We start from the raw sequence: 18,555 nt of genomic DNA on the forward strand, positions 1-18,555 counted from the left end.
GCGGGCATGCAAGCCAATCGCTCCATTCCCGCTGCGACCGTCCTGCCCGAACTGGCCTATCCGGACGTCAACGCCGCGGCCGATTGGCTCTGTCGCGCCTTCGGCTTCGCGGTGCGGCTGCGCATTGCCGACCATCGTGTGCAGATGAGCGTGCCGGGCGGTGGCGCCTTGGTGGTCAAGCAGGGAGAGGTGGCGCCTGACAGCTGTTCGTCGCACTCGGTCATGGTGCGAGTGGCCGATGTCGATGCCCACCACGCCCGTGCGGCAGCGGCTGGCGCCGCGGCGGCCGGCGCGCCGACAACCTACCCCTTCGGCGAGCGGCAATACGGCGTGCGCGACTTCGCCGGCCACCACTGGGTTTTCACGCAGAGCGTGGCCGATGTGGACCCGGCGAGCTGGGGCGGCGAGCTGCATGCAGAATCAGCCACTCCTCCCCACGGATTGGAAGACTCGTGAAGCGCATGTCCCCTGCCCTGGTACTTGCCGGCCTGTTGATCGGTGCGCCCGCGATGGCGGCCGATGAACCTCCGTCAACGCTCGAAAAGATCGAAGGCGCCGTGACGCGCGGCGCCCAGGCTGCGGCCAGCGGGGTTGCCCGTGGCGTGCACGCGGCGGCGAGCGGCATCGAGCGCGGCGCCAAGGCGACGGTGCGCGGCGTGGAAAAGGGCGCCAGTGCGGCCGCCCGCGGTGTCGCACACGGTGTGGATGCGGCGGCCAGCGGCGTCAAGCGCGGTGCCGACGCCACCAGCAATGCCGTGCGCAAGACGGCGAACAAGGTCGAAGGCAGCGGCTCAGCCGCCAGCTCCTCGAATTAATCCAAGGGCCAGGGCATGGCCTTGGGCATCTTGGCGGGGTCTTGGGGCTCCGCCGGCCTGGTGCTCTTGCGCGCCGGCGCATCGGCCTCGCGCCACCACGGCGTCGCGGGCTCGCCCTTGGCCGGCTCCACGGCCTCACCCAGACGAGGCATCAGCAGCTGGGCGCCCTGCTTCGGGCCAAGTTCCAGCAATGTCTCGGCCGGTGCATCCCAGTCATGCAGGGCTAATGAAAAGGTGCCCCAGTGCACCGGCAGGAAGGCGCCGCCGCCGAGCAGCTGGTAGGCCTTGAGCGCGTTCTCAGGCCCGAGGTGGATGTCGCCCCAGGACGGGTGGAAGGCGCCCACTTCGAGCATGACCAGATCGAAGGGCCCGAAGCGTTCGCGGATGGCCGCGTACTCGCTGGTGAGGCCCGTGTCGCCGCTGAAGAAGACGCGGTGTTTCGGCGTCTCGATGACGATGGACGACCACAGCGTGGCGTTGCGGTCGGTCAGCGAGCGGCCCGAGAAATGCTGCGACGGCGCCGCATGGATGCGCAGTTCGGAGTTCGGCGCCTGCCAGTGCTCCCACCAGTCCAGCTCGACGATGCGCTCCGCCGGGATGCCCCAGGCCTCCAGGTGGGCGCCGACGCCCAGCGAGGTGATGAAGGGCACCTCCTGCAGCTTCACCAGCTCCTTGACCGTGCCCATGTCCAGGTGGTCGTAGTGGTCGTGGGAGATGACGACGGCGTCCAGCTTGGGCAGGGCCTTCAAGGCCAGCGGCACGGGCTGGAAGCGCTTCGGCCCGGCCAGTTGCGAAGGTGAGGCGCGCTTGCCCCAGACGGGGTCGGTCAGCACACGCAGGCCGTCGATTTCGATCATCACCGTGGAGTGGCCGAGCCAGGTGGCGCGCAGGCCGGTGTCGGTGGGCTTGAGCCAGGCGTCCAGCGGATTGACCGAGGGCAGGGTGCCGGCGGGCGTGCGGCGGCCTTCGGAGCAGATGAAATCGCCCAGCGATGGCCGCTCGCTGCGGTCACGCAGCCCCGGCTGGATGGGATGGACGTTGCGAAAGCCCTCGCCTGCCTCCGTGGCCAGGTAGCGCGGCGACGCCCGCATGCGTTCAAGACGGAGGCCGGTGGCGCGTTTGCCGAGGGATTTCATGGCAGCAGGTGTTGGGGCAGACCTGCCGAGATGGCGGCGTGGCGCGGGCTTTCAAGGCCGTGGGCCGCACGCGCCTTCAGGCATTGGCTGTCGCCGGGCTGCACGCCGCGGCAGGTGCTGGAGCGCTGGGCGTAGATGCTGCAGCCCACTTCCTGGCCCACCTCGCCGCGCAATGCGATGCAGCGCACCGGCCGAGTCTCGGTGCCAGCCATGCAGCGGTGCAGGGAACCAACCGGCCGTGTCAGCGCCACCGGCACGGTGCCGCTCGGCGCGTCGTCGGCCTCGGCCCAGTAGAAGGACACGCGGAACACGGCGCAGCAGGCGCCGCAGCGCTGGCAGTCGAGTTCGTCATCCATCGTAGTTGCCCGTCCCGTGTTCTGCGGGCCGAGCGACGGGCCGCTCCCTAGCCGGCCCGCTCTGGCGATGTGCTTGCGGCTCAACGCCGCAAGCATCGCCGTCCCCTCGGGGGACCGACCAAGGTCTGCCTTGGACGAGGGGCGTCATTTCAGGCCTCGGCAATCACCGCGATCGAAACTTTCAGTCCCGGCACGCGGGCCGGCAGCTTGGCGCCCTGGCGGGCCGGCGGGTCGACCGGGAACCAGCGCAGATATTCCTCGTTCATGCCGGCGAAGTCGTCCTCGTCGGCCAGCACGATGGTGACGCTGACTATTCTGTCCATGGCGCTGCCTGCAGCGTCGAGGATGGCGGCGATGTTGGTCAGGCACTGGCGGGTCTGTTCCTGCACCGTCGTGCCGACGAACTGGCCGGTCTCGGGATCTGTCGGCGCCGTGCCGGACACGAAGACCAGCCCCGCCGCCTTGACGGCCTGGCTGTACATCGGGGGCGGCTTGGCGGCCTTGGGGGTGTAGACGATGTCGCGGGGCATGGGAGGTCCTCTTCACGCGGGTTGGTGCTGGGTGCCGGCGCCCATCGTGATGAAAAACATGCGGCTGGGCCGGAGCACCTTGGCCGTATGCCAGACGCCGCGCGGCACGACGACGGCGCCGCGGTCGGTGATGCGCTGGGCGGTGGCAACGCCTTCGGCCGTCTCCATCAGGAATTCGATGTCGCCGTCCAGCAGGTAGACGAACTCCTCGCCGTGGGGATGCATCTCCCAGCTGCCCCAGTCGGCGTCGCAGAGGAACTCCGACACCAGCCAGTCCTTGCCCAGTGCGTCCAGGGCCTCTTGCGGCTGGTTCCAGAACTCGCGGCCGCCCACCTCCTGGCGGATGCCGCCGTTGGCGTCGAGCAGGGCATAGGTTTCATCGGGCAGGAACTTCATCGGGCGGCCTCCTGGCGCCGATTGTGCGGGGCCGGTGTGCAACATGCCGCAACCGGGCGGCTTGAAATGTGTGGGGGTGGCGGCATGTGGGATGCATGCCTTCCGTCATCAAGCTCGCTGTCCCCGCCGAACTGCTGTCCCTCGTGCGCCTGGCCCAGTTGCTGCAGGCGCTCGAAGGCCAGGGTCATGCGGCCGATCCTCACCAATACCAGCTGCTGGTTCAGAAGCTCGGCGCCGAACTGCGCGAGCAGCAGGGCCACGAGATGTTGTCGGGCCTGCTGGACCACTTCCCCGCTGCGGCCGAGGTCTACGAGAACCTGCAGTACGGCCATGCCGGCCTGGTGCGGGCGCCGCTGGAGATGTCGCTGAGTTCCGAGCTGGCGGCGCGCGAGTTGCTGGGCCGCATCCGCAAGGACTGATCAGCTGCGCCGCAGCGCGATCTCGAACACGACGCCGTCGGCGACATTGCGCGCCGCGATGCTGCCCCCCATCTTGGCCAGATAGGTCTTGGCAACGAACAGCCCCTGGCCGCGACGCTGGCCGTTCTCCGGCTCGGCATCGCTGACGCCGTAGTCGAAGATGCGCGTGAGCTGGTCGTCGGCGATCTGCGGGCCCTGGTTGTGGAGGTCGATGATGGACAGCTCGCCTTCGACGCGCAGCGACAGCGTGATGGGTGTGCCGGCCACGCGGTGGCGGTCGGCATTGGTCAGCACATGGGTGATGGCGTCTTCCAGCGGGTACTCGTCGGCCTGCACCCAGGCGGGTTCGCTCGGCGTGTAGGCCACGTCGGCGATGCCGGCATAGGCCGCGTTCCCGGCCACCTGGCGCAGGAAGGCGTCCAGGTCCAGCCGGCCCACGGCCAGCGTCGCGGCGGCGAGGGCCTCGCTCGGTGAGGCCTGGCCGTAAAGCACCTTGACCGCCTGCTGCATGCGCTGCACATAGCGCCGGCTCGGGTCGGCTTCCGATCCGTGCAGCAGCATCAGCGACTGCAGCGGCGACATGATCTCGTGACCGACGGCATGCCACTGGTCGTGCTCGCGCTCGGCACGCAGCTGCTCGCGGCGCAAGCTGTCACGGGCGTGCTGCAGCAGGTCCGACAGGCTGCCGGCCAGGATGCCCAGCTCGTCGCGGCCGCGCAGGTCGGCCACGTCCAGCGTGCCGAGCTCGAAGCGCTCGGGCGACTGCAGCTGGTGCGACAGCGCGGCGGCCCGTTTCGTCAGCATCGCGACGCGGCGGATCAGGCCCATCTCGATGATGAGCCAGGCCAGCGCTATTGATCCCAGCATCGCGCCCACGGGCCAGGCCAGGCGGGCAGCGCTGGCGCTCAAAGACCGGTCCAGTCCTTGCAGGTCACCGCTCAGCGTGATGTCGAAGCGGCCCGCCGGCGTCGTCACGCTGTCCCGGGCCTGCAGCGTGCGCGGCGTGGCCGGCGCGGGCAGGTGCTGGATCAGGGCCGTCAGCCAGGGCGACGGCGGTGTGCCGGTTTCGTCGGCGCCCTGCAGCAGCGCGACGACGTTGCTGCCGCGGGTGATCCTCAGCGTCTCGCCGGGCGCCAGCGTGCCGGACAGCCGCGCCAGCGACAGCGGCGCTTGAGCCGCGGCACTGCTGCTGTCGAACAGCACGGTGCCGCCAGGGCCGAGCAGGGCCAGGCGCAGGCCGGTGCGGGACAGGTCCGCGGGCGGCCATTGCGGCCCGCCGGGGCGGAACAGCGCCTCGCGAAAGGCCTCGACCGGCAGGCGGATCGAGACCGTCGTGCGGCGCGGGCAGGGCTCGGCCGTGCTCAGGCAGGGGCCTTCACGCCAGACCCAGCCACGGAAGTCGCGTTGCGGCCGGGCCTTGTGCGGCAGCGTCGCGGTGTTGCCGGCCTCGTTGACCGTGAAGCCGGGCAGCTGGCCGCGCTGGGCGTCCAGCATCTCGACGGGAGCCAGCCAGTACTGCTCGGCGCCGTCGCGCTTCAGGCTGATGCGCACGCGGTGCACGTCGGCCAGGTCCAGCGTGCCGCGCTCGCGCGACACCAGCGGCGGTGCGTCCAGCCCGGCCACGAGGTAGACGAAGCCGCCCGCATAGGCATTGCTGCCCACCGCCGTGCACAGGCTGGCGCCGCCCGGGTATTGCAGCGCGCAGCCCGCCATCTCGACGGCGCGCTGGGCCTTGGTGGCGTCGTCGAAGTCGATGGCCGCGAAAGGGAGCAGCAGCGGCGCCACCCAGCCGGCCTCCACCTGTGCCGGCTCGGGGTTCATCAGCGCCAGCTGGCCGGAGGGGTGGCGGAGCTGGGCGACGACTTCGGCCAGCGACTTGGCGAAGGTCTGCTCGTAGCGCTGCGCATTGCGCTGCCGCTCCTCGTTCAACAGCGCCAGCGCCAGGGCCAGCGTGGCCAGGGCCAGGGCGATGAAGACGAGGTGGAAGACGATGCGGTTGCGGAAGGCCGCGACGCCCAGGCGCGGCATGTCGGGCAGCGGGAAATCAACCCGGCCGAGCTTCATCCGCCAGGGGTCCAGCGAAAGCCGCGCATCGGGATGTTCTCGATGCCGTCAAACGTCGGGTCCACGTCCCTGAACGCATCGCGGATGGTGGCCACATGCTTGCGCACGTTGTCGCGGTTGCGGCCGCTCTTGACGACGTCGAACAGCTCCTCGTAGCTGACCACCTCGCCGGCGCGCGCATGCAGGGTCGCGAGGATGCGCTGGGCCGTCAGCGGCAGGTTGATGCGCTGGCCGCGCCACATCGGCGTGCGCTGCTTCAGCGGATCGAGCTGCAGGCTGCTGTCCTCTGCCTTGGCAGCGGCCTTGACGGGTTCCTTCAGCCGCGCGGTGCGCAGGATGTCGAGGAAGGTCTCGATGAACTCGGCCTCGTCGAAGGTCGTCTTCTGCAGATAGTCCCAGGCGTCCAGCGCCTTCATGATGCTGCGGTAGATGGCCGCCGGCATGGCCGACACGACCAGCACCGGCGTGCCCAGGCCCTGCTTGTTGATCTCGTTGATCAGCGCCACGCCGGCATTGCGTTCGCGGCCCAGCTCGATGTCGAGCACGACGAGGTCATAACGCTCGCGCAGCAGGGCGGCCTCAGCGGCGTCGCGGTCGAACCATTGGTCGACGGTCAGCTCGGGGCGGGCGGTGCGAATCCAGCCGGCCAGCTGTTCGCTGGTGGTGGGGTCGTCTTCGATGACGGCGATGCGGGGCATGCGGTGATTATGTGGAGGCCTGCATAGCCGGTCGCGGAAGGATTCTTCCGCTTGGCCGCCATGGCTTAGACGTGGCGGATCCAGCCCTTCAGCACTGCCTGCAGCGCAGGCAGCTTGGCCGTGAAGTCGACTGCAGAGGTGAATTCGACTTGTGCGCGGTCCTTGCCCAGCCACTTCAGCAGGCCGGCGGGATCCGTGATCTGCAGGCCGCCTTCGGGCAACTCGCGGGCCTTGGCGCCCAGGTGCAGGATCAGGCCCAGGCCGGTCTTGCTGCGCAGATGGGTGGTGGCGAAGTACTCGCTCGTGCGCCAGCTCGGCGCATTCCATTTGATGCCCTCAGCGATGGACGGATCCAGGGCGAGCAAGGCCTGGCGCAGTGCCTCGATCTCGGCCTTGAAGGGGTGGTCGAGGGTCGCCATGAACTGGTCCACGGCGGCGGTCAGCTTGGGCATGGCGGGATTCTGGCGACAAGGCCGGCGCCCACTGCATGTCGCTTCGACCGGCGAATGCGCCGCAGAATCTGCAGTTCACTGAACTGCGGCTCGCCTACATGATCACCTGCTATCTGCGCTACGTCATCGACCCCAACAAGCTGCAAGAGTTCGAGCACTACGGCAAGCTCTGGTTGCCCCTGGTCGCGAAGTTCGGCGGCACGCACCATGGCTACTTCCTGCCGTCGGAGGGCGCCAACAACATCGCGCTGGCCTTGTTCTCTTTTCCGTCTCTGGCGGCCTACGAGGACTACCGCAACCGCTCGCTTCAAGACCCGGAATGCCAGGCTGCCTTTGCATATGCGAAGGAAACGCAGTGCTTCCTGAGCTACGAGCGCAGCTTCTTCAGGCCCGTCCTGGCGGGCGATGCCTAGGAATCCCATCCACTGATCGGAGGTGGCGCCGGCTTGGCGCCCGTCCTATGCTCGACGCCCGGCCAGCCTCCCGCGTGACCGGCACGAGCGAAAGGACTGCATATGCTGAACAGCGCTCCCGTCACGACGATGCTGCCCGTGGCCGACATGGCCCGGGCGCGGGCTTTCTATGAAGGCTGCCTGGGGCTGGTGCCCGGCGGCCTGAAGCCGGATGGCAAATTCGTCTACAGCGTGGCCGGCAGCACGCTGGCTCTCTTCCCCAAGCCGGGCGGCACCAAAGCCGACCACACGGCCATCAGCTTCAAGGTGGACGACATTGCCGCCAGCATCGCCGCGCTGAAGCGGGCGGGTGTCGTCTTCGAGGACTACGACTTCCCGGACTTCAAGACGGTCGACCACGTCTGCGTGCTGGGGTCCGAGAAGGCGGCGTGGTTCAAGGACACGGAGGGCAACTACCTCTGCATCCACGAGGATCTGGCTTAGCCGCCAATCACCCCGCAGGCCACACGTGCGCCGCCGCCACCCAGCGGCATGGGGTGGTCCGAATGGTTGTCGCCGCCGGCGTGCACCATCAGTGCGTGGTTCTTCACGTCGGCCAGCTTGAGACGCGGGCCCAGAACGGGCGAAGTGGCCGTGCCGTCGGCGGCCGCGTAGAGCGGCGGCAGGTCGCCCAGGTGGCCATCGCCCCAGGGCTCGCCATGCTTCTTCGTGCCCTGCGGGTCGAGGTGGCCGCCGGCGGCACCGGCCGGCACGACGGCGCCGTTGCTCTCGGCGGGCGCGCAGGAGGGCTTCTCGTGGACATGGAAGCCATGCAGGCCGGGCGGCAGGCCCTTCAGCTGAGGATAGAAGGCCAGGCCATAAGGTGTCTCGACAATGCGGACGGTGCCGAGCGCGGCGCCATCGCCCTGCTTTTCGGCCAGGTTGAGGGTCACGGTGGCTTCGGCGGCCACGGCCAGCGAGCTGGCAAGCAGGCAGGCGCCGGCGATGAACAGGCTTTTCATGAGGTCTCCTTGGTAGGTTGCCAAGCGTAGGCACTGGCTCACGGCGTTCGAATGTGACATGTACCGGCTTGACGGTACATGTCGTCTGCGTTGAGGGGATGGCCCACGAAGGTGGATGCTGACATGTCCGGAAGATTCCTTCCATGACGTCGGAAGACACTCACCGCGCGTCGCTCTCGTCCCTTCCCGCATGACTGGGAACCATGGCCGCCATGCATCGAACACCGATGCACATCGCCCAAGGAGCCCATCATCATGCTGCAACGCCTCAAGACCCTCGCCGCTTCCATCCGCCACGCCTTCAGCCGCGGAGCCAGCCGCGGCCTTGAAGCTGCCCCCACGGCCGCCCGTTCGCTGCGCCGCGCCCTGCCTCCGCTGCTGATCCTGACGGCCGTGACCGGCGTCGGCTATGCCGTCGTCACCCACCCGCCCCTGCAGGCCGTGCCCCACGGCCAGGCCGCGCTGCGCACCAACCAGTTCAGCGGCGGCACCAGTGAGTTCCGCGAAGGCAGCTTCATCCGCATCCCCGGCCTGCACGAGGTGCGCCTGTTCCCGCTGCGCGATCAGAGCTACCACCCTGAAGCCATCGCCAAGGCCCAGGGCTCGGCGCCGCTGCAGTCGGTGGAGGGCCTGTCCCTGGGCCTGGACATGAATGTGCGCTGGGCCGTGGATGAGAAACGCCTGGCCGAGCTGTCGCGCAAACTGCCCGACAACATCGAGGCCGACGTCATCGCGCCGGCCGTGCAGGCCGTCGTCTACAAGCAGATCGCCAAGCGCACCGTGCGCGAGATCTTTTCCAGCCAGCGCGCCGAGATCGCCGCGGCGCTTGAAGCCGAGCTGCGCGCCAAGCTGGCCGCCGACGGCATCGTGCTCAAGGGCGTGCAGATCGGCTCGGTCGACCTGCCGCCCGACTATCGCCGCGGCATGGACAGCCTGTTGGCCGACAGCCTGGCCAGCGAGCGCATGCGCTACACGCTGGAGATCGCCGACAAGAAGGTCAAGGAGACCGAGCTGACCGCCGCCGCCGACAAGGTGCGCCGCGAGACCGCCGCCGAGGCTGCCGGGCGCGAGCAGATCATTGCTGCCAAGGCCCAGGAAGAGGCCATGAAGCATGTGCTGCCCTTCAAGCAAAAGCAGATCGAGCAGCGCGCCCTCGAGGCGCAAGCCGACAGCGCCGCGCGCATCCAGCAGGCCGAAGGCCAGGCCAAGGCGCGTCGCATCGAGGTCGACGCCGAGGCCTCTGCGCGCCAGAAGCTGGCCGATGCCGAGGCCTACCGCCTGGGCCAGGTGGGCAAGGCCAATGCCAGCCAGATGGCGGCGGAGGGCGCACTGCTGACCAAGCACCCGCTGCTGGTGCAGAAGGCCATGGTCGACAAGCTCTCGGACAAGGTGCAGGTCATCATTGCCCCGCCTGGTTCGGGCGGCTTCATCGGCAGCGCGCTGCTGGGCGGCACCTCGGCTCAGCCGCGGGCTGCTGAAGCCACCACGGAGAAGGAGTAAGCCATCATGCGTCGCATTGCGCTGATCGTCGTCGCCTCCGCCGTCGCCGCCGTCGTCATGACCAAAGCTGAAGCCGCGCCCTCCGCCGAGCTGCCCGCGTTCCCGCGCGCCGGCCTGGTGGTGCAGGACGCGCCACTGCGCGGTGCGCCGCGTGACACCGCCTCGCTGCAGGCCCAGATGGCGCGCGGCGAGGCGCTGGAGATCCGCGCCGAGCGCGGCGACCACTGGCAGGTCTGGGACTACCGCCGCGAGCGAGGGGGCTGGCTGCGCAAGGGCCAGGTGCTGGTGGTGCCGCGCGCAGATTCGAACGGGGGCGCCAGCGCCGAACTCCTCGCCCAGCTTCGACTTTCGCGCCAGCAATGGGGCACCGAGGGCCTGGGGCTGGGCCTGGCCGCGGCCTATGTGCAGCTGGCCACGCCGGCCGAGTTCGCCGGCCCCGGCGGCGCCGAGGCGTTGGAGGCGATGGGTACCTTTGCCGAGCGCATCGCCGACCGCGCATCGCAGCCGGCCGCCAAGCCGAACGAGGGCCAATTGGCCGCGCAGATGGAAGTGGCAGCGCGCTATGGCCTGAAGTTTGAGTCCTTCGACGTGGAAGAAGGTCGCGTGCAGGTCTGCTACGACGGCGAGGCCTTCCGCCGCCTGCTCGTCACGGCCGCCACGCCCGAGCAGCGCGTGCATGCCGTGCTCGCCCTCACGCGGCCCGACTGCCTGCACCCACGTGCCACGCCGCGCGAGGCCGAGGCGCGTGACCAATGGCGCCAGCAGGTGCTGGCCCAGGTGGATGCGGCCGCGCTGCCCGTGCACTGGAAGAACCGCCTGCAGATGCGCCGTGCTAGCGTCGCCGCCAGCCTTGCCTTTGCCCAGGCCCGCCGAGGCGCAGGCGGTGAGGCCGTGCCGGCCCTGGCCGAGTTTGCCGGCATCACGCCGACCGAGCTGACCGAGGACGACCAGGCCGCCTATGCCGACGCCGCCATACGCGTCAACGCGGCGCGCTGGCTGGGCACGGCTACATCAGCACGTGACTTCGGCGCCGTGCAACTCGCGCTGCAGCCAGGTGCGGACGGCGAGCGGTGCGTGGAGTTGAAGGAGGGCGGCAAGCTGGCTGCGCGCCGCTGCAGCTATGGCCAGATCGCGCTGGCCTCGGCCTCGCTGAACCGCGAGGGCCGCGCCTTGGCCGTGGCGGCCCAACCGCTGGATGGCTGGCGCGAGCTGTGGGTGTTCCTGAAGGAGCCGGGCAGGCACGGCGGCTGGCGCATCGAGGTCATGCCGCCGGCGCCGGCCCAGCCCGGCCTGGGCGTGGCCGAGTTCGCCGGCTGGGTGCCGGGTGGTGCGCAGATGCTGCTGGCCCGCGAGTTCCGCGCCGAGGGCAAGTACCGCCGCAGCTTCGAGGTCGTGTCGCTCAGCAACCTGGCGACCGAACGCCAGTCCAGCGAGCCGGCATTGATGGGCGCCTTCCAGCGCTGGGCCGACCCGGCCTGGCGGGGCAGCTCGCCGATGCGGCGTTGAGCGATACCTCGCTGGCTCTTCGGCTGTGGCTCATGACGCCGTTCAACCCAACTGCCAGGAATGAGATCCGACAGGCGCCAGAATGCCGGCCTGTTGCCACGGACTGCGGAACCCGACCATGCCCCAGATGCTGCTCATCGTCGAACCCACGGGCCAGCGCGCCGAACGCGGCCGCGTTGCCGGCGAGGCTGTCTACCAGCGCATGCTGGACTTCACCGCCGAACTCAAGGAGACCGGGCTGCTGCTGGGCACCAACTCCCTGGGCACGGCGGCCAAGCGCTATGCCAAGCGCGGCGGCGACGCCCAGGTCTGGGACGGCCCGTTTGCCGAGGCCAAGGAAATGGTGGGCGGCTATTTCCTGCTCGACACCGAAGACCCCGCCGTCGCCATGGCCTGGGCCGAGCGCTGCCCGGCAGCGGAATGGGCCACCGTGGAGATCCGCGGCGTCGGGCCTTGCTACATGTAGGCCCGGTCAGCGCCGCCGCCGTGCCAGCCCCGCCAGGCCACCGAGCATCAAGGCCCAGGTTCCCGGCTCGGGCACGGCCGCGGTGATGGCATCGAGCTCCACCACGCGTGGGCCGGAAGCGCCGAAGAAGCTGGTGGCCTGTGTGAACTCGGCGCGGAAGTGGCTGGCCGTGACCGGCGCGAAGCTGTCGCCAAGCAGCAGATGCTGGTCCACGTACAGCGCCAGCGTGTCGACGCTGGACACGGCCACCCAGGCGCCGCCGATCTCGACCGACAACGTGAAATGCGCGAAGGACCGCGCGCCGTTGCCCCCGTCGGCCGCGGCCTGCAGCTGCCAGCCGAGCAGCGTGATGGGCGCGGGCGTCGCCCATTCGATGACGTGCACGGTGCCGGTGGGCAGCAGGTCGGGAAAGATGGTGTTGAAACGCTCGCCCGGAAACGGGCTGTTCTCGCCCGCGTCGCCGCCGAACATGCCCGGCCCGTTGCCCGGCAGCGCCGGGTTGGCGATGAACTGCGTGACAGTGCTGCCCTGGCTGACGTCCCAGGCATCGGTGGCGGAGGCCGCGCTCGCGGTCTGCGTCAGGCCCGCGCCGAGCAGGCTGGCGATCAACGTGCCCCAGGCGAGACTGCGACGGGGAAGATATGGGCTCATGGGATGCTCCGATTGGAAAAGGCAAAGTGAGTGTCGAAGTGCCGCGGCATCGGCCCGGCTACACCCGGGCGGTTGCGCGGCGTCGGGGCAAGGCGAGCAGCATGCCGAGCCCGGCGAGCATGGCCGCCCAGGCCGCCGGCTCGGGCACGGCGGCGATGCGCAGGCTCAAGTCCACCGTGTCGCCGTTGAAGACCCCGTCGGCGCCGAAGCCGACGGCGAAGTCCAGGTGGTCGCCGGCGGCGAGCACGAGGGTCTGCGAGAACGACGACCCGGGGTGGGACGCGTCGAGCGCGACGGCATGCAGCGCCAGCTGGTTCCTCAACACGTGGACGTCGGTCATGCCGACGTCGTCGCGCGTGAAGGTGGCCTCGACGCGGAAGCTGCCCGCCTGCGGTGCCGTCCATCGCACGATGCTGAGCCGGCCGTCGTTGCCCGGGTGCAGGCCCAGCTCTCCGGGCAGGACAGCGCCGCTGCCATAGTCGATTGCGGCCGCGGTGCCGTTGTGGAACACCACCGGGTACATGCCGGGAAAGGTGAGCCCGCCGGCATTCCAGCTGCTGGCGCCGTAGAACACCGTGCCGGGCGTGCCATAGGACTCGAAACTGCCGCCCAACGTCGCCGTCGAGCCATAGGCCCACGGCCCCGCGGGGTTGGCGGCGCTGGAGAAGTCGGCCGCGGCATCGAACACCTGGGCCGAGGCCAGCAGCGGCGCCACTGCCAGTGCGGCGAGGGCCACGGCGCGAGGAAGACGGGTGCAGCACAGGGAGAAGGGGTTCATCGCAGGGGCCTGGATCGTGGAGATGCCACCAATGTGCCGGGTCACCGTCTCCGCTCCGTCTCCAAGGTGCTGGCGAACTAGGTAATTTCCCTAGGCGTGTCGATTCGGGCCCATCTGCATCGTCGTGCAAGTGAAGGCCGCGAAAGCCGCCGCCTCGTCACCAGGAGACCCGCCATGCGATTCATGATCCAAGTCCGCGCCCGAGCCACCAGCGAGCGCGGCGACCCGCCCGGCCCCGAGTACGCCAAGCTGTTCGAGGAGATGGGCGCCTTTCACGAGGAGATGGCGCGCGCAGGCGTGCTGCTGGACGGTGCCGGCCTGCGACCCAGCCGCGACGGCTGGCGCCAGCACTACGGCAAGGACGGCAGCCGCACCATCATCGATGGCCCCTTCGCCGAGACCAAGGAGCTGATCGCCGGCTACACGCTGATCCAGGTGCGTTCCGAGGAAGAGGCGCGGGCCTGGGCCAGCCGCTTCCCGCAGCCCTTCCTGAGCGAGGACTGCGAGATCGAGGTGCGGCGGCTCTACGAAGACGCCGATTTCGCCCCCGGCGGCGACATGGCCATCCGTGCCGAATGAGGAGCGCACCATGAGCAACCTCTCCATCATCTTCATCTGCCTGGGTGTTGCCCTGGTGCTGCTGCTGGCCTATGCCGCCACCCGGCCCGACGTTTTCCGGGTCGAGCGCCACGTGCGCATCGCCGCACCGGCCGACAAGGTCTGGCCCCTGGTCAGCGAGTTGCGCGCCTTCAACCGCTGGAACCCCTATGAGCGCAAGGACCCGCTGATCAAGAGCGCCTATAGCGGCGCCTCCAGCGGCATCGGCTCCCGCTACGACTGGGACAGCAAGGAGGTTGGCAGCGGCAGCCTGGAGATCGTCAGCCAGCAGCCCGGCCGCGCCGTGCAGATGAAGCTGGATTTCGTGAAGCCCTTCGAGGCCCACAACCAGGCCGAGTTCGTTCTGCAGCCCACGCCCGACGGCGCCACCGAGGTGCGCTGGGCCATGCACGGCCCTGCCAACTTCATCAGCAAACTGATGGGCGTCTTCATCGACATGGACAAGATGGTGGGCCGCGACTTCGAGGCCGGCCTGCAGAACCTGCGGCAGCTCTCGGAGGCCCAGACGTCATGAGCGCCGCCCGGCCGTCCGAAGGCGCTCAACTCCCGCTTGGCGGGACAGCGCGCAGCGCGAAGGGTGCCCAATGACCGACCTCGACTTCAGCATCGACATTGCCGCCCCGGTCGCGCGGGTCTGGGACTGCATGTTCGACCCCACCGCCTACCGCGACTGGACCCGCGCCTTCGCCGAGGGCTCCTATTTCGAAGGCAGTTGGGCGGCCGGCCGCCGGCTGCGCTTCCTGGACCCGCGCGGCTTTGGCATGGAGGCTGTCGTCGACGAGAACCTGCCGTACGAACGACTGTCACTGCGGCTGGTGGGCGAGATCAAGGACGGCCGGCCCGTGGCCGACAGCCGCCTGCATGCCGAACCGGCCCACGAGCGCTATGTCTTCAGCGCCACGCCCGAAGGCGGCACCCGCCTCGTCGTGCACCTGCAGAGCTGGGACGACGGCTTCACCGATTTCCTGAACGACACCTGGCCCAAGGCGCTGGTGCGCCTCAAGGACCTGTCCGAATCCACGCACTGAAAGGAACCACCATGCAGATCAAGATTGCGAGCGTCATGGTCGATGACCAGGACAAGGCCCTGGCCTTCTACACGGCCAAGCTGGGCTTCACCAAGATGGCCGACATCCCGATGGGCCCGACCTACCGCTGGCTGACGGTGGTGTCGCCCGACGGCATCGCCGGCGTCGAGCTGGCCTTGGAGCCCATGGGCTTCGCGCCGGCCAAGGTCTACCAGAAGGCCTTGTACGACGCCAACATCCCGGCCACCGCCTTTGTCACCGAGGACGTCGAGGCCGAGGCCCGAAAGCTGCGCGAGCGCGGCGTCGTCGTGCGCGGCGAGCCCGAGAACATGGGGCCGATCAAGGCGGTCATGTTCGAGGACGGCTGCGGCAACCTCATCCATCTCGTCCAACCCCTCGTCAAACCCGAGTGAGACCCATCATGCACAAGCAGATCTACGTCAACATGCCTGTCAAGGACCTGGCCAAGAGCAAGGCCTTCTTCGAGGCCGTGGGCTACAAGTTCAATCCGCAATTCACCAACGACAAGGGCGCCGCCATGGAGCTGGGCGAGAACCTCTACGCCATGCTGCTGGCCGAGGACTTCGCCAGGACCTTCACCCCCAAGGCGTTTCCGGACGCCAAGACCGCCACCACGGGCTGGGTGTGCCTGAGCTGCGAGAGCCGCGAGGAGGTCGATGCCTTGGTCGCGAAGGCGACGGCTGCCGGCGGCAACATCCCGAGCGAGCCGCAGGACCATGGCTTCATGTACGGCCATGGCTTCGAGGACCTGGACGGGCACCACTGGGAACTCGTCCACATGAGCGGCATGCCGCCGCAAGCCTGACCCACCCCCTACCGGCTTCGCCGGCCCCCTCGAGGGGGCGCTCCCAGCCGCCTGGCAAAGCCAGATCGGCGGGAGCCGCTGGATGGGGTCCGAGCGCGGGCGTGCCGGACCACTTTTTTGAACAGGAGATTGAGATGCAGATTCAACAGAAGATCCAACCCTTCATCTGGTTCGAGAAGGGCGCCGAAGACGCGGTGGCCCACTACCAGAAGGTTTTCGGCGCCGACCAGGTCCGCGTCATCGACACCCAGCGCTGGGGCGAGAACTCGCCCGGGGCGGCGGGCACGGTCATGATCGTCAACTTCGAGTTGTTCGGTGTGCGGATGACGGTCTTCAACGGCGGCTCCTATTTCAAGCTCAACGAGTCCTTCTCGCTGACCGTCGTCTGCGAGGATCAGGCCGAGATCGACAAGCTCTGGGAGCAGTTGCCCGCCAACGGCGGCGCGCCCTCGCAATGCGGCTGGGTCAAGGACGCCTGGGGCCTGTCCTGGCAGATCATCCCCGCGGCCTGGTTCGACATGGTCCGCGACCCCGACCCGGCCCGCGTGCAGCGCGTCTTCCAGGCGGTCTGGAAGATGCAGAAGATCGACCTCGCTGCGCTGAAGCGCGCTTACGACGGCATTTGAGCCGTGAGCCATGCTGAACTTGCCGCCGGCGTCTGGCGCATCGAGCGCAGCCGCCTCGTGGGTGCGGCGGCCAAGATGCTGCGCGACCTCGACGAGGCCGAGGACTGTGCCCAGGACGCCCTCATCGCCGCCATGGAGAACTGGCCGCGCGACGGCCAGCCCAACAACCCCGCTGCCTGGCTGATGACTGCAACCCGCAACAAGGCCCTGGACCGGCTGCGCCGCCGCGCGATGCTGGAGCGCGAGCATGAGCACCTCGCGGCCGACGACGAGGCCGCTGGCACCCATGTCGTGCCCGACTTCGTCGACCACCTCGACGCCGCCCGTGACCAGGCCGAAATCGGCGACGAGCAGCTGCGCCTGATCTTCATCGCCTGCCACCCGGTGCTGCCGCGCGAGGCCCAGGTCGCGCTGACGCTGCGCCTGCTCGGCGGCCTGGAGACGCCCGAGATCGCACGTGCCTTCCTGCAGCCCGAGGCCACCGTGGCCCAGCGCATCGTGCGCGCCAAGAAGGCGCTCAACGGCCAGGCCTACGAGCTGCCGAGCGCCGACGAGCGCGAGCAGCGCCTGGGCGCCGTGCTGGCGGTCGTCTACCTGATCTTCAACGAGGGCCACAGCGCCGGCAGCGGCGCCAGCCTGCTGCGGCCGGCGCTGTGCGACGAAGCCCTGCGCCTGGTGCGCCAGCTGCAGCACCTGCTGCCTCAAGACGCCGAAGTGCATGGCCTGGCCGCCCTGCTGGAGATCCAGGCCTCGCGCCTGCCCGCGCGGCTGGACGCGCAAGGCCGCCCCGTGCTGCTGCCCGACCAGGACCGCCGCCGCTGGGACCCGCTGCTGATCCGCCGTGGGCTGGCGGCGCTGGAGCGCGCGCTGAGCCTGGGCGAGCCAGGGCCTTACACCTTGCAGGCAGCAATTGCGGCTTGCCATGCGCGCGCGGCGCGTGCCGAGGACACCGACTGGCACGCCATCGTCGGCGGCTACGACCGCCTGCTCGCGCTCAACCCCTCGCCCGTGATCGCGCTGAATCGCGCCGTGGCCGTCAGCTTCGCCGACGGGCCGGCCGCCGCCTGGCCGCTGCTCGAGCAACTGGCCGCCGAGCCGCAGCTCAAGCGCTACCCCTTCCTCGCCGGCGCCCAGGCCGACGTGCTGGAGCGCCTGGGCCGCGTCGGCGAGGCGCGCGAGGCCTATCTGCGGGCCGCGGAGCTGACGGACAACGAGGTGCAGCGCGAGCTGCTGACGGAACGGGCCAGGCGACTGGCCAACTGAACCGGAAGGATTGCCACCATGACCATCACCATCACCGCCTTTGACCGTTCGCCCGACGGCGGCAAGGGGCTGGCGCGCGACACGCGCGTGCGCTGGGCCCTCGAGGAAACCGGCCTGCCCTACGAGGTTCGCCTGGTGCCCATGCCGGCGATGAAGGAGGCCGCTCACCTGGCGCTGCATCCCTTCGGCCAGATCCCCACCTACGAGGAAGGCGACCTCACGCTGTTCGAGACCGGGTCCATCGTGCTGCACATCGCCGAGCGCCGGCCGGGCCTGTTCCCCGCCGATGCCAACGCCAGGGCACGGGCCATCACGTGGATGTTCGCCGCGCTCAACTCGGTCGAGCCGCCCATCCTCGAACTCGTCATCGTCAAGTTCGCGGAAGGCGACAAACCCTGGAAGGACGAGCGCCAGCCTCTGGTCGAGAACCGGGTGCGGGCGCGGCTGACCCAACTGGCCGCCCGCCTGGGTGATGCCCAATGGCTGGACGGCGATTTCAGCGCGGGTGACCTGCTGATGGTGTCGGTGCTGCTGCGCGTCAGGCCGTCCGGCCTGCTGAACGAGTTCCCCAGCCTGGCTGCTTACGTCGCCCGCGGCGAAGCCCGCCCTGCCTACCAGCGGGCCTTTGCCGCCCAGCTGGCCGTCAACACGCGCGCAGCCTAGGCATGGGCCGGTCTCTGGCGAGCCCGGCGGGCGGGGTTACTTGCGCCGAATGAACTTGACGGCGACCAGTACGCCCAGGGCCAGCGCCACCAGGGGCCAGCTGCCGGGCTCCGGCGTCGGGCACGGCGGCGTGCCTGGTTGGCCGCAATTGGCCTGGGCCTGAGCCAGGGCGGGCAGCAAAGCCATGCCGGCCACGGCCGCGCGGCTCATCAGGGTGGACAGGGTTCTCATGCTTGTCTCCTTGCCCGGAATCCCTCCGGTGTGAAGAGCTTGGGCGGCGCTTCACCCGCTTTCAACCGGGCTTGTCCTGCAAACGAGTGGCAGACCCCGCAGATCCGGGGGAGGTTCGC

General features: G+C 69.3%; 27 protein-coding genes. 16 read left to right on the forward strand and 11 right to left on the reverse strand.

Annotated features, from left to right (window positions below; all coding sequences use genetic code 11):
- Window positions 1–6 precede the first annotated feature (6 nt).
- Window positions 7–456 carry a VOC family protein gene (locus ASC91_RS00780; RefSeq protein WP_056191129.1) on the forward strand — a complete coding sequence of 150 codons (450 nt, stop codon included), beginning with the start codon at window positions 7–9 and terminating at the stop codon, window positions 454–456.
- A 5-nt stretch (window positions 457–461) separates the two neighbouring features.
- Window positions 462–815: a hypothetical protein gene (locus ASC91_RS00785; protein WP_157280983.1), complete on the forward strand. Its 354-nt coding sequence runs from the start codon at window positions 462–464 to the stop codon at window positions 813–815.
- Here ASC91_RS00785 and ASC91_RS00790 read toward each other — a convergent pair.
- The 4 genes from ASC91_RS00790 to ASC91_RS00805 all read right to left on the reverse strand — a co-directional run bounded on the left by ASC91_RS00790 (window position 812) and on the right by ASC91_RS00805 (window position 3,233).
- A complete protein-coding gene (locus tag ASC91_RS00790) occupies window positions 812–1,951 on the reverse strand; it encodes an MBL fold metallo-hydrolase (protein ID WP_056191133.1) in 1,140 nt (379 codons plus the stop codon). The genes ASC91_RS00785 and ASC91_RS00790 overlap by 4 nt on opposite strands.
- On the reverse strand, window positions 1,948–2,307 hold the full coding sequence (locus tag ASC91_RS00795; RefSeq protein WP_056191135.1) for a YkgJ family cysteine cluster protein: 360 nt from the start codon (window positions 2,305–2,307) through the stop codon (window positions 1,948–1,950). The genes ASC91_RS00790 and ASC91_RS00795 overlap by 4 nt, the downstream gene beginning before the upstream one ends.
- Before the next feature lie 149 nt (window positions 2,308–2,456).
- On the reverse strand, window positions 2,457–2,837 hold the full coding sequence (locus ASC91_RS00800) for a RidA family protein (protein WP_056191137.1): 381 nt from the start codon (window positions 2,835–2,837) through the stop codon (window positions 2,457–2,459).
- A 12-nt stretch (window positions 2,838–2,849) separates the two neighbouring features.
- On the reverse strand, window positions 2,850–3,233 hold the full coding sequence (locus ASC91_RS00805; protein WP_056191139.1) for a cupin: 384 nt from the start codon (window positions 3,231–3,233) through the stop codon (window positions 2,850–2,852).
- A 95-nt stretch (window positions 3,234–3,328) separates the two neighbouring features.
- Here ASC91_RS00805 and ASC91_RS00810 point away from each other — a divergent pair, with 95 nt between their 5' ends.
- Entirely contained in the window at window positions 3,329–3,652 is a 324-nt protein-coding gene (locus tag ASC91_RS00810; RefSeq protein WP_056191141.1) for a hypothetical protein, read from the forward strand.
- On the opposite strand, the gene ASC91_RS00815 is transcribed toward ASC91_RS00810, so the two are convergent.
- The 3 genes from ASC91_RS00815 to ASC91_RS00825 all read right to left on the reverse strand — a co-directional run bounded on the left by ASC91_RS00815 (window position 3,653) and on the right by ASC91_RS00825 (window position 6,866).
- Complete coding sequence (locus tag ASC91_RS00815; protein ID WP_056191143.1) at window positions 3,653–5,716, reverse strand: HAMP domain-containing sensor histidine kinase; 2,064 nt, start codon at window positions 5,714–5,716, stop codon at window positions 3,653–3,655.
- The gene (locus tag ASC91_RS00820) at window positions 5,713–6,414 is read right to left on the reverse strand and encodes a response regulator transcription factor (RefSeq protein WP_056191145.1); all 702 of its coding nucleotides are present in this window, start codon (window positions 6,412–6,414) and stop codon (window positions 5,713–5,715) included. Before ASC91_RS00820 ends, ASC91_RS00815 begins: the two co-directional genes overlap by 4 nt.
- A 65-nt stretch (window positions 6,415–6,479) precedes the next feature.
- Window positions 6,480–6,866, reverse strand: coding sequence for a DUF1801 domain-containing protein (locus ASC91_RS00825; protein WP_056191147.1), 387 nt, complete (start codon window positions 6,864–6,866; stop codon window positions 6,480–6,482).
- 98 nt (window positions 6,867–6,964) lie between these two features.
- On the opposite strand from ASC91_RS00825, the gene ASC91_RS00830 reads away from it, so the two are divergent.
- Both ASC91_RS00830 and ASC91_RS00835 read left to right on the forward strand, forming a co-directional pair.
- Window positions 6,965–7,279: an NIPSNAP family protein gene (locus ASC91_RS00830; RefSeq protein ID WP_056192499.1), complete on the forward strand. Its 315-nt coding sequence runs from the start codon at window positions 6,965–6,967 to the stop codon at window positions 7,277–7,279.
- Window positions 7,280–7,381: 102 nt separating this feature from the next.
- Window positions 7,382–7,762: a VOC family protein gene (locus tag ASC91_RS00835; RefSeq protein WP_056191150.1), complete on the forward strand. Its 381-nt coding sequence runs from the start codon at window positions 7,382–7,384 to the stop codon at window positions 7,760–7,762.
- On the opposite strand, the gene sodC is transcribed toward ASC91_RS00835, so the two are convergent.
- Window positions 7,759–8,280, reverse strand: coding sequence for a superoxide dismutase family protein (sodC, locus tag ASC91_RS00840; protein WP_056191152.1), 522 nt, complete (start codon window positions 8,278–8,280; stop codon window positions 7,759–7,761). The genes ASC91_RS00835 and sodC overlap by 4 nt on opposite strands.
- Before the next feature lie 255 nt (window positions 8,281–8,535).
- On the opposite strand from sodC, the gene ASC91_RS00845 reads away from it, so the two are divergent.
- From ASC91_RS00845 to ASC91_RS00855, 3 genes are all read left to right on the forward strand, one after another.
- Window positions 8,536–9,780 (forward strand): SPFH domain-containing protein, encoded by a 1,245-nt coding sequence (locus tag ASC91_RS00845; RefSeq protein WP_056191154.1) that lies wholly within the window; start codon window positions 8,536–8,538, stop codon window positions 9,778–9,780.
- Window positions 9,781–9,786: 6 nt separating this feature from the next.
- Window positions 9,787–11,286: a hypothetical protein gene (locus tag ASC91_RS00850; RefSeq protein ID WP_056191156.1), complete on the forward strand. Its 1,500-nt coding sequence runs from the start codon at window positions 9,787–9,789 to the stop codon at window positions 11,284–11,286.
- A 118-nt stretch (window positions 11,287–11,404) separates the two neighbouring features.
- Window positions 11,405–11,752, forward strand: coding sequence for a YciI family protein (locus tag ASC91_RS00855; protein ID WP_056191158.1), 348 nt, complete (start codon window positions 11,405–11,407; stop codon window positions 11,750–11,752).
- 6 nt (window positions 11,753–11,758) lie between these two features.
- Here the strand turns inward: ASC91_RS00855 and ASC91_RS00860 are convergent, their stop codons facing one another.
- Window positions 11,759–12,403, reverse strand: a complete 645-nt coding sequence (locus ASC91_RS00860) for a PEP-CTERM sorting domain-containing protein (RefSeq protein ID WP_082532316.1) — start codon at window positions 12,401–12,403, stop codon at window positions 11,759–11,761.
- Window positions 12,404–12,461: 58 nt separating this feature from the next.
- Complete coding sequence (locus ASC91_RS00865) at window positions 12,462–13,181, reverse strand: PEP-CTERM sorting domain-containing protein (RefSeq protein ID WP_157280985.1); 720 nt, start codon at window positions 13,179–13,181, stop codon at window positions 12,462–12,464.
- Window positions 13,182–13,355: 174 nt separating this feature from the next.
- On the opposite strand from ASC91_RS00865, the gene ASC91_RS00870 reads away from it, so the two are divergent.
- From ASC91_RS00870 to ASC91_RS00905, 8 genes are all read left to right on the forward strand, one after another.
- Window positions 13,356–13,760 carry a YciI family protein gene (locus tag ASC91_RS00870; RefSeq protein ID WP_056191164.1) on the forward strand — a complete coding sequence of 135 codons (405 nt, stop codon included), beginning with the start codon at window positions 13,356–13,358 and terminating at the stop codon, window positions 13,758–13,760.
- Between the two features lie 10 nt (window positions 13,761–13,770).
- Window positions 13,771–14,313, forward strand: coding sequence for an SRPBCC family protein (locus ASC91_RS00875; protein ID WP_056191166.1), 543 nt, complete (start codon window positions 13,771–13,773; stop codon window positions 14,311–14,313).
- A gap of 70 nt (window positions 14,314–14,383) precedes the next feature.
- Complete coding sequence (locus ASC91_RS00880) at window positions 14,384–14,827, forward strand: SRPBCC domain-containing protein (protein WP_056191168.1); 444 nt, start codon at window positions 14,384–14,386, stop codon at window positions 14,825–14,827.
- 11 nt (window positions 14,828–14,838) lie between these two features.
- Window positions 14,839–15,240, forward strand: coding sequence for a VOC family protein (locus ASC91_RS00885; protein ID WP_056191170.1), 402 nt, complete (start codon window positions 14,839–14,841; stop codon window positions 15,238–15,240).
- An 8-nt stretch (window positions 15,241–15,248) separates the two neighbouring features.
- Window positions 15,249–15,653, forward strand: coding sequence for a VOC family protein (locus ASC91_RS00890; RefSeq protein WP_056192502.1), 405 nt, complete (start codon window positions 15,249–15,251; stop codon window positions 15,651–15,653).
- Between the two features lie 134 nt (window positions 15,654–15,787).
- The gene (locus ASC91_RS00895) at window positions 15,788–16,279 is read left to right on the forward strand and encodes a VOC family protein (RefSeq protein ID WP_056191173.1); all 492 of its coding nucleotides are present in this window, start codon (window positions 15,788–15,790) and stop codon (window positions 16,277–16,279) included.
- A 3-nt stretch (window positions 16,280–16,282) separates the two neighbouring features.
- Window positions 16,283–17,542 carry an RNA polymerase sigma factor gene (locus tag ASC91_RS00900; protein ID WP_056191174.1) on the forward strand — a complete coding sequence of 420 codons (1,260 nt, stop codon included), beginning with the start codon at window positions 16,283–16,285 and terminating at the stop codon, window positions 17,540–17,542.
- An 18-nt stretch (window positions 17,543–17,560) separates the two neighbouring features.
- Complete coding sequence (locus ASC91_RS00905; protein ID WP_056191176.1) at window positions 17,561–18,205, forward strand: glutathione S-transferase family protein; 645 nt, start codon at window positions 17,561–17,563, stop codon at window positions 18,203–18,205.
- A 36-nt stretch (window positions 18,206–18,241) separates the two neighbouring features.
- Here the strand turns inward: ASC91_RS00905 and ASC91_RS00910 are convergent, their stop codons facing one another.
- The gene (locus ASC91_RS00910; RefSeq protein WP_056191178.1) at window positions 18,242–18,436 is read right to left on the reverse strand and encodes a PEP-CTERM sorting domain-containing protein; all 195 of its coding nucleotides are present in this window, start codon (window positions 18,434–18,436) and stop codon (window positions 18,242–18,244) included.
- Window positions 18,437–18,555: the final 119 nt, after the last annotated feature.

Origin of the sequence: Pelomonas sp. Root1237 (assembly GCF_001425055.1) — a bacterium.
Classification (GTDB): Bacteria; Pseudomonadota; Gammaproteobacteria; order Burkholderiales; family Burkholderiaceae_C; genus Pelomonas.

Coding starts and splice junctions, on each gene's coding strand:
- ASC91_RS00800 (WP_056191137.1), bottom strand. CDS start 2,837: ATGCCCCGCGACATCGTCTACACCCCCAAGGCCGCCAAGCCGCCCCCG.
- ASC91_RS00865 (WP_157280985.1), bottom strand. CDS start 13,181: ATGAACCCCTTCTCCCTGTGCTGCACCCGTCTTCCTCGCGCCGTGGCC.
- ASC91_RS00890 (WP_056192502.1), top strand. CDS start 15,249: ATGCACAAGCAGATCTACGTCAACATGCCTGTCAAGGACCTGGCCAAG.
- ASC91_RS00860 (WP_082532316.1), bottom strand. CDS start 12,403: ATGAGCCCATATCTTCCCCGTCGCAGTCTCGCCTGGGGCACGTTGATC.
- ASC91_RS00855 (WP_056191158.1), top strand. CDS start 11,405: ATGCCCCAGATGCTGCTCATCGTCGAACCCACGGGCCAGCGCGCCGAA.
- ASC91_RS00780 (WP_056191129.1), top strand. CDS start 7: ATGCAAGCCAATCGCTCCATTCCCGCTGCGACCGTCCTGCCCGAACTG.
- ASC91_RS00835 (WP_056191150.1), top strand. CDS start 7,382: ATGCTGAACAGCGCTCCCGTCACGACGATGCTGCCCGTGGCCGACATG.
- ASC91_RS00905 (WP_056191176.1), top strand. CDS start 17,561: ATGACCATCACCATCACCGCCTTTGACCGTTCGCCCGACGGCGGCAAG.
- ASC91_RS00845 (WP_056191154.1), top strand. CDS start 8,536: ATGCTGCAACGCCTCAAGACCCTCGCCGCTTCCATCCGCCACGCCTTC.
- ASC91_RS00825 (WP_056191147.1), bottom strand. CDS start 6,866: ATGCCCAAGCTGACCGCCGCCGTGGACCAGTTCATGGCGACCCTCGAC.
- ASC91_RS00910 (WP_056191178.1), bottom strand. CDS start 18,436: ATGAGAACCCTGTCCACCCTGATGAGCCGCGCGGCCGTGGCCGGCATG.
- ASC91_RS00810 (WP_056191141.1), top strand. CDS start 3,329: ATGCCTTCCGTCATCAAGCTCGCTGTCCCCGCCGAACTGCTGTCCCTC.
- ASC91_RS00820 (WP_056191145.1), bottom strand. CDS start 6,414: ATGCCCCGCATCGCCGTCATCGAAGACGACCCCACCACCAGCGAACAG.
- ASC91_RS00785 (WP_157280983.1), top strand. CDS start 462: ATGTCCCCTGCCCTGGTACTTGCCGGCCTGTTGATCGGTGCGCCCGCG.
- ASC91_RS00790 (WP_056191133.1), bottom strand. CDS start 1,951: ATGAAATCCCTCGGCAAACGCGCCACCGGCCTCCGTCTTGAACGCATG.
- ASC91_RS00805 (WP_056191139.1), bottom strand. CDS start 3,233: ATGAAGTTCCTGCCCGATGAAACCTATGCCCTGCTCGACGCCAACGGC.
- ASC91_RS00830 (WP_056192499.1), top strand. CDS start 6,965: ATGATCACCTGCTATCTGCGCTACGTCATCGACCCCAACAAGCTGCAA.
- ASC91_RS00870 (WP_056191164.1), top strand. CDS start 13,356: ATGCGATTCATGATCCAAGTCCGCGCCCGAGCCACCAGCGAGCGCGGC.
- ASC91_RS00885 (WP_056191170.1), top strand. CDS start 14,839: ATGCAGATCAAGATTGCGAGCGTCATGGTCGATGACCAGGACAAGGCC.
- ASC91_RS00850 (WP_056191156.1), top strand. CDS start 9,787: ATGCGTCGCATTGCGCTGATCGTCGTCGCCTCCGCCGTCGCCGCCGTC.
- ASC91_RS00875 (WP_056191166.1), top strand. CDS start 13,771: ATGAGCAACCTCTCCATCATCTTCATCTGCCTGGGTGTTGCCCTGGTG.
- ASC91_RS00895 (WP_056191173.1), top strand. CDS start 15,788: ATGCAGATTCAACAGAAGATCCAACCCTTCATCTGGTTCGAGAAGGGC.
- ASC91_RS00795 (WP_056191135.1), bottom strand. CDS start 2,307: ATGGATGACGAACTCGACTGCCAGCGCTGCGGCGCCTGCTGCGCCGTG.
- sodC (WP_056191152.1), bottom strand. CDS start 8,280: ATGAAAAGCCTGTTCATCGCCGGCGCCTGCCTGCTTGCCAGCTCGCTG.
- ASC91_RS00815 (WP_056191143.1), bottom strand. CDS start 5,716: ATGAAGCTCGGCCGGGTTGATTTCCCGCTGCCCGACATGCCGCGCCTG.
- ASC91_RS00880 (WP_056191168.1), top strand. CDS start 14,384: ATGACCGACCTCGACTTCAGCATCGACATTGCCGCCCCGGTCGCGCGG.